The sequence below is a fragment of the Almyronema sp. genome (assembly GCF_052168255.1).
Taxonomy (GTDB): domain Bacteria; phylum Cyanobacteriota; class Cyanobacteriia; order Phormidesmidales; family Phormidesmidaceae; genus Sphaerothrix; species Sphaerothrix epifaneia.
In genome coordinates, this window is sequence record NZ_JBQLZL010000037.1 from 58,634 (window position 1) to 65,144 (window position 6,511).

7 protein-coding genes are annotated in these 6,511 nt (G+C 49.1%); all 7 read left to right on the forward strand.

All coding sequences use genetic code 11. From position 1 onward, the window contains the following. Window positions 1–19: 19 nt before the first annotated feature. On the forward strand, window positions 20–1,189 hold the full coding sequence (locus ACTS3T_RS08330) for a hypothetical protein (protein WP_377960151.1): 1,170 nt from the start codon (window positions 20–22) through the stop codon (window positions 1,187–1,189). Between the two features lie 7 nt (window positions 1,190–1,196). Further along, the gene (locus tag ACTS3T_RS08335; protein ID WP_377960149.1) at window positions 1,197–2,099 is read left to right on the forward strand and encodes a glycosyltransferase; all 903 of its coding nucleotides are present in this window, start codon (window positions 1,197–1,199) and stop codon (window positions 2,097–2,099) included. Between the two features lie 92 nt (window positions 2,100–2,191). Beyond that, window positions 2,192–3,382 (forward strand): hypothetical protein, encoded by a 1,191-nt coding sequence (locus tag ACTS3T_RS08340; protein WP_462934906.1) that lies wholly within the window; start codon window positions 2,192–2,194, stop codon window positions 3,380–3,382. A 69-nt stretch (window positions 3,383–3,451) separates the two neighbouring features. Next, window positions 3,452–3,913 carry a tetratricopeptide repeat protein gene (locus ACTS3T_RS08345; protein WP_377960145.1) on the forward strand — a complete coding sequence of 154 codons (462 nt, stop codon included), beginning with the start codon at window positions 3,452–3,454 and terminating at the stop codon, window positions 3,911–3,913. A 131-nt stretch (window positions 3,914–4,044) separates the two neighbouring features. After that, window positions 4,045–4,458, forward strand: a complete 414-nt coding sequence (locus tag ACTS3T_RS08350; protein WP_377960143.1) for a hypothetical protein — start codon at window positions 4,045–4,047, stop codon at window positions 4,456–4,458. A gap of 135 nt (window positions 4,459–4,593) precedes the next feature. Further along, entirely contained in the window at window positions 4,594–5,367 is a 774-nt protein-coding gene (locus tag ACTS3T_RS08355; protein ID WP_377960141.1) for a ZIP family metal transporter, read from the forward strand. A 269-nt stretch (window positions 5,368–5,636) separates the two neighbouring features. Continuing rightward, window positions 5,637–6,185, forward strand: a complete 549-nt coding sequence (locus ACTS3T_RS08360) for a PEP-CTERM sorting domain-containing protein (protein ID WP_377960139.1) — start codon at window positions 5,637–5,639, stop codon at window positions 6,183–6,185. Window positions 6,186–6,511 lie beyond the last annotated feature (326 nt).

Consider the following 6,511-nt stretch of genomic DNA (forward strand, 5'->3'; position numbering starts at 1 on the left):
AGCTAGCTTGACTGTAATTATGGCTGCTTGTGCGTTTGCAAGGCTCACTTATGAATTTAATCGTCTCCTTTGGCAAGCTGATAGCAATGGAGCGATCGATTTGAGGCAGCGCTATGAAGAAGTTTCGGCTTGGTTTTTGGGTCAGCCCGTTTATGGCGAAATTCCTACGGCTGTTTATCCCCCTGCTAGTTACTTAATGCTGCGTCCGTTTCTTCACTATGCTTCTTTTGCAGACGTTCGTTATCTGTGGGCTATTACCACTGTCGTTGCCCTCGGCAGTTTGATTCTGGCAGCTATCTGGATTAGTCTGGCCGATCGCCCCAGCGAATATGCAGTGTTGGCGCTGCTGGTGGTGGCTATTTATGCAACTGGGCCTTCGATTGGTAATGGACAACTGACCATTCATATTTTGGCTGCTTTGGTCGTTGGCTTGCTATTGTTGCTCAAACCAACCCAGTCGTTGGGAACCGATTTAGCGGGTAGCAGTTTAATCGTCTTTACCTTGATTAAACCGACGCTAACCGTTCCTTTTATTTGGCTCTTTGTTTTTGCTTTGCAGCGCTTGCGGCCACTTTTTCTCATTCTCTTGGGATATAGCGCGATCGCCCTGTTTGCCTGTACTTTTCAAGCAGGTAGTGTTTGGACACTGTATCACCAATGGTTGAAACAAGGCATGGGCGGAGCCGTTTGGAGTTCGGCGGGCGGGGGTGGCTTAGGCAGAGTTGACATAGGTTATGCCAACATCCACAACTATTTGGGAGCCTTAAAACTGAGTCAGTTCAACCTTAGTGCTTCTCTAGCTTTACTGCTCATTTTGGGCATTTGGATTCAGCTTCATCGTCAAGCAGATGTCTGGATTTTAGTTGGCGTTGCGGCCATTATGGCTCGACTTTGGACTTATCATCTGGTCTATGATGACATGCTGGTGCTGTTGCCCATGATTGCGCTTTTTCGCCTGCAAAAACAAGGTTTGCTAGAGACGAAAGCCCAAGCTTTTAACGAGACGTTGCTGATTACCACTATTTTTATGAATCTACTTCCGGCTAGCTTGAGGTTAGCCAATTCACCGCTTGATTCAATATTTACAGCGGGCGTTACCCTCGACTGGATGCTGCTAATGGGCTGGCTGGCTTGGCAAGCCGCTCAGCAAAAAACTCAGCGCTTGTTTATACCGCATTCTACTCAGTAATCAACTTATGAATCCCTCACCAAACTTTATTTTTTCTATCATTATTCCAACCTACAATCGCCCTCAGCAAATCGTGGCTTGCTTAGAGGCGCTAACGCGATTAGAGTATCCCCGCGATCGCTTCGAAGTGATTGTTGTGGATGACGGTAGTGAGCCACCGCTGACAGCAACCGTCAAGCCTTTTCAAAGCCAGCTCAATTTGGTGTTTATTCGGCAAGCCAATGCTGGGCCTGCGGCTGCCCGCAACCGGGCGGCTCAACAAGCCCAGGGGCGCTATCTGGCTTTTACAGATGATGACTGTCAACCTGCTACCGACTGGCTACAGACGCTTGAAGCCTGCTTCAAGCAAAAGCCTGTTTGTATTGTGGGGGGTCGCACAGTGAACGCTCTGCCCCACAATCCGTTTTCAATGACTAGCCAAAACATCATCAGCATGGGCTACGACCATTACAACGCCGTTCGCGATCAGGCTCGCTTTTTTGCCTCTAACAACATGGTGGTACCCAGGCAAGAATTTTTAGCTATGGGTGGCTTTGACGAAAGCTTTACCACCTCAGAAGATCGAGAACTCTGCGATCGCTGGATTCACCAAGGCTACACCATGACTTATGCCCCAGAAGTTGTAATTTATCATGCCCATCCGATGACGCTTAAAAGCTTTTGGAAACAGCATTTCAACTATGGTCGTGGCGCTTTTCGCTTCCACCAAACTCGCGCTCAAAAAGGATGGGGAAACTTTGAAATTGAAGGGAACTACTACCTGAATCTATTGCGCTATCCCTTTTCTCACGGCCAAAAGCGCCAGGGATTAACCCTAACAGCCGTGCTGCTAGTCTCACAAGTTGCCAACGCCGCTGGTTTCTTTTGGGAAATGAGCCAACAACAAACAGCCAAAGTTTCTAGGGCTTAATTTCTATTAGTTTTTGCTTTTTGGGGTCTTGAACACTTTTTTAATCGGTGCAATGCGTCATGAAAAACGGCTTCACCAATATGCCTGCAGAAATGAGCGACAGAAGCAAGCTCAAGTTTGGCTTCATTTTTGCGATCGCGCTTATTTATACCGCTCTTTTTGTGGGTTTACAAAATTTGCAAGCGCCCACCTGGTGGGATGAACAAACTTTTTGGTTAACGACCCAGCGCTATTTTAGTGACAGTTTGTTTCCCAGCTTAGAGACGCTCAAGTCATACCCAGAACTCAACACACCTTTGCCCTTTATTATTTACGGCGCTTTAGAATACCTGTTTCAAGGTGGGCTGTTTGCGGGGCGGCTGTTAAATTTTTGCTTGTCTATCATCATGGTTTTGGTCATCGGCTGGCCTCGCCGACCTCATCGCTGGGTGCATGTTTTAGCCGTTATTGGGCTACTGCTTTTTCCCTATTATTTATGGCTGAGCGGGCGATTTTATACCGACATCATTGCTACTTTTTTTGTCTTTTGGGGATTTTTCTTTTATTTTCGCAATGCCCATTTGCTAAGCGGACTGGCTTTTGTATTAGGAATTGCTTCGCGCCAGTACATGTTGGCGTTTCCTCTAGCCGTTGGCACCTATGAGCTAATCACCAGCTGCAAAAAACGCGAACCGCTCAACTTTCGAGTTTTGATGCCGCTGTTGGCTGCTGCAACCATCATTGGCTGGTTTGTCTTGTTTGGCGGCATTGCCCCCTCTAGCAGCTTTGATAGTCGTCTGGTGCCCGACGTCCAGCGATCGCTATTTGCCCTAGAGCCAGGGGGAGCGCTCTATTTTTTGGCTTTTGTTGGCCTCTATTTTGTTATTCCTGAATGGTTGCTTTTTTGGCGGCGTTTACCCCTAGCCCAACTGCGGCAACGGCAACTATTTTATGGTGCGATCGCCCTCGGCCTGCTGGGATTGTTTTTGCTTTTTCCACCCGCTTTAGAAGCCAGCGGCAACCTGATGAAGGTAGCCGATTTAATGCCTTTCAACATTCTCAAATACAGCCTGTTTTATAGCTTGGCGTTGCTAGCCTGCTGGCGCTTTTCAAAGCTCAATTTAGCCACCTGGATCGTCATTTTTAATAGCTTGATTATGATCAAAGCCTGGCAGTGGGATCGCTACGCACTGCCGCTGATGGTGGTTCTCTGGTACTTAAAATCAATCGAGCAGCTCGATCGCACCCCGGCGCTCTCTGATCCCATAGCAGCTACAGACGCGGCAGAAGCTGCCTCAAATTAACACCGCGCAGGTCGCTTTTCAAAGCGATCGCTTTGGTAGGCTAACACTAGCCGTTTACTTGCTAAACCGATGCGTTTGTTTTCTTTTCTCCTGGCTTTGCTGGTGCTGAGCGCGGCCACCACAGGCTGCAAACCCAAACCTAAAGTCAGTACAGCCGATACCGCTGCCGCCGAGTCTTTGCTAGAAGCGGGTTTGCTCAAAGCCCGACAAGGACAGCTAGAAGCTGCGATCGCAGATTACAACGCCGCTATTTTGCTCGACCCTAGCTCTGCTAACGCCTATGCCACTCGGGCAGGGGCTTTGGGTATTTTGCAAGACTATACAGGGGCGATCGCTGACTACGACCAAGCTCTGGAGATTGATCCCAACCTAGCAGCGGCCTATGGTGGACGGGGGCTAGCCCGCTATCGCAACGGTGACCCAAGCGGCGGCATTGCCGACCTAGAACGAGCGGCTGACCTGTTTCAAAACCAGGGACAGCTACAAGCCTATCAACAGACACTCGCTACCCTCGAACGCCTCAAGTCGTAACGCTAAAACTTCTGCAAAACCCAGCTAAGGCTCAGCTTTTCCTCAGGTAGCTTTGGCAGATTGAGCCTACAAGGGTGCATAACAGCACTTTAGCAACCCGCTAACGCTTCTAGAGCATGAGGTAAGCAGAGATGATTGAAGCACACAAAGTTGGGCGCATTCCGCTGATGTTACTGCTGCTGCGCTTGAGCATATTTTTAGTCATGCTGGTGTGGACGCTGGATAAATTTGTGCAGCCAGATCACGCCAGCCAGGTTTTTGCTAGCTTCTATGGCATTCAAGAACTCGGAACTAACTGGGTGTATGGCATTGGCGTCATTCAGTTGCTCATTGTTTTAGGTTTCGTGCTGGGTTGGCAAAAACAATGGACGTATGGAGCCGTTTTGATCATGCATGGCTTGTCAACGCTGGTTTCCTTACCTCGCTACTTTGACCCCTTTACTCCCCCCAATATTTTGTTTTTTGCTGCTTGGCCCATGTTAGCGGCCTGTTTTGGGTTGTTTTATCTCAGACATCACGACACCCTGGGAACCCTGGGGCGCTAACCAGTAATAAGCTGTTTCTAGCTGAGAATCTACCGGGCTTTAGTTGACATTTCTTCATAAAAACGAGACAACAAGAATAACGCGTAGATGCCCTCAGGCGATCGCTATTGAGCGAAACTGAGCTTTGTAAACAGCATGAATGTGGTTTTATTAGGCTTTATCGGCAGCCTCTTAGCCGGTCTGGGAACAGGGTTAGGCGCGCTGCCGATTCTTTTACCCATTAACCTGACAGAGCGTACTCAAGGGGTGCTGCTGGGGATAGGCGGCGGCGTTATGTTAGCGGCTACGTCTTTTTCTCTAATTGTGCCGGGTAGCGAATTTGCGGTTGAGCAAGGGGCTTCTTCTGGCACAGCCGCCTTCATTATGGGGGCTGGCATTTTGCTGGGTAGTGCTGTGCTGTGGTGGGCTAACCAAAATTTCCCTCATGAGCACATTTTCAAAGGGCGAGAAGGCCCTCAAGCCAAACATCTCAAACGGATTTGGTTATTTATCATCGCCATTACCCTCCACAACTTTCCGGAAGGGCTAGCCGTTGGCGTCGGCTTTGGCGGTAGCGAAGTCGCTACTGCAACCGCTTTGGCCGTAGGCATTGGCCTACAAAATATTCCGGAAGGGTTAGTCGTTGCGCTTGCCCTGCGCGATCTCAAGTATTCAGCGCCTTATGCCCTATCGGTAGCTACACTAACAGGCTTGGTTGAACCGATTGGCGGTTTGATTGGCGTAAGTGTCGTTAGCATTGCTCAACCGCTTTTACCCTGGGGAATGGCTTTTGCGGCTGGGGCTATGTTGTTTGTGATTGTAGATGAAATTATTCCAGAGGTTGATCAAAAGTCACTGGGACAAAGCGGGACTTTTGGGTTAATGGCGGGATTTGTCGTCATGATGTTTTTAGATATTGCTTTGGGATGAGATCGGGTACGAAAATCGCTTTTGGCGATCGCGGCAAGCTCAAATAAGCTTCAAAAATCATCCCGTAGATATACGTAAAAACCCGCTTAAGTTAGATTTTTGCTATCTGATAATCCCCCTTTAGCCCTCTAATACTGACTCAATTTAAAGCTCAGATGAAACCTTGGAAAAAGATTTGCGTCTGACTTTCAAAGGGCAGCCGTTTGTGTTGCTTGGTTAATTAACCAATGCATCTGCCAAAACGGATTTAGTCTATGAGGCAGAATTTGATGAAACAGTATCTATTGTCTAGCGCTGCGATCGCAGGCAGCTTGTTGCTTGTGCCAGCGGCAATGATCGATTCAGCGACAGCCGCAACGCTGGTACAACCGTTTGAGGTGGAAGTGACGTCCGGCGGATTAGCAGGGCAAACTTTCTTTGGCTCGGCTCGCTATGACGAGTCAATTGCTCCTAGTGGCTTGTTTGGCGCTATTAACGCAGCGGACGGTCTAACGCTGACGTTTGACTTTTTGGGGCGCACATTTACCGAGGCCGACGCTGTCGCCTTTCCCAATTCCCCCAACTTGTTCTCGTTTTTTGGCAATACCTTTTTGGCTTACGCGGTCAATACAGACGCAGTTGGGTTTAGCCTGCTCGGGCCAGCTTTCAGCTATCAGGTGAGTGAAGCAGGTAACGAAACCTTTGGCTTTGGTACCGTCACTGTTGGAGAAGTCAGCACAGCCCCCGTGCCAGAACCGCTGACCCTTCTCGGTTCGCTAACCGCTCTGGGCTTGGGTTATGCCGCTAAGCGCCGGATGGCTCAAAGCACCGCTAGCTAGCCAATTAGCACTTGTTCCTGCGCCTCTCTAGGAATCTCTCTTTCTCCGCAAGCTGGCTGATTCGCTCGCGGCTGCAGCGGCCCCCTCATGCTGCATCGCGTCAGTAGCTAGCTAGCCCAAGCTTCAAACAGCGGCTTTCAACCGCAACAATTAACGTCTGCAAACTGCTCTTACGGGTACCTTTGAGCGGCAGTTTAGATCCCCTGCGCAAACAGGGGATTTTTTATGGTCATCTGTTGTTTCTCCGCCCAATGGCTCAACGGCGGCATGTCTAATATCAATTCTCGATTTTAGATTTTCGATTTTGAATTGAACAGTCTTTGCTC

Bases quoted from the DNA above. Each gene is read 5' to 3' on its own strand.
- ACTS3T_RS08355 (WP_377960141.1), top strand. From the start codon at position 4,594: ATGAATGTGGTTTTATTAGGCTTTATCGGCAGCCTCTTAGCCGGTCTG.
- ACTS3T_RS08335 (WP_377960149.1), top strand. From the start codon at position 1,197: ATGAATCCCTCACCAAACTTTATTTTTTCTATCATTATTCCAACCTAC.
- ACTS3T_RS08345 (WP_377960145.1), top strand. From the start codon at position 3,452: ATGCGTTTGTTTTCTTTTCTCCTGGCTTTGCTGGTGCTGAGCGCGGCC.
- ACTS3T_RS08330 (WP_377960151.1), top strand. From the start codon at position 20: ATGGCTGCTTGTGCGTTTGCAAGGCTCACTTATGAATTTAATCGTCTC.
- ACTS3T_RS08340 (WP_462934906.1), top strand. From the start codon at position 2,192: ATGAGCGACAGAAGCAAGCTCAAGTTTGGCTTCATTTTTGCGATCGCG.
- ACTS3T_RS08350 (WP_377960143.1), top strand. From the start codon at position 4,045: ATGATTGAAGCACACAAAGTTGGGCGCATTCCGCTGATGTTACTGCTG.
- ACTS3T_RS08360 (WP_377960139.1), top strand. From the start codon at position 5,637: ATGAAACAGTATCTATTGTCTAGCGCTGCGATCGCAGGCAGCTTGTTG.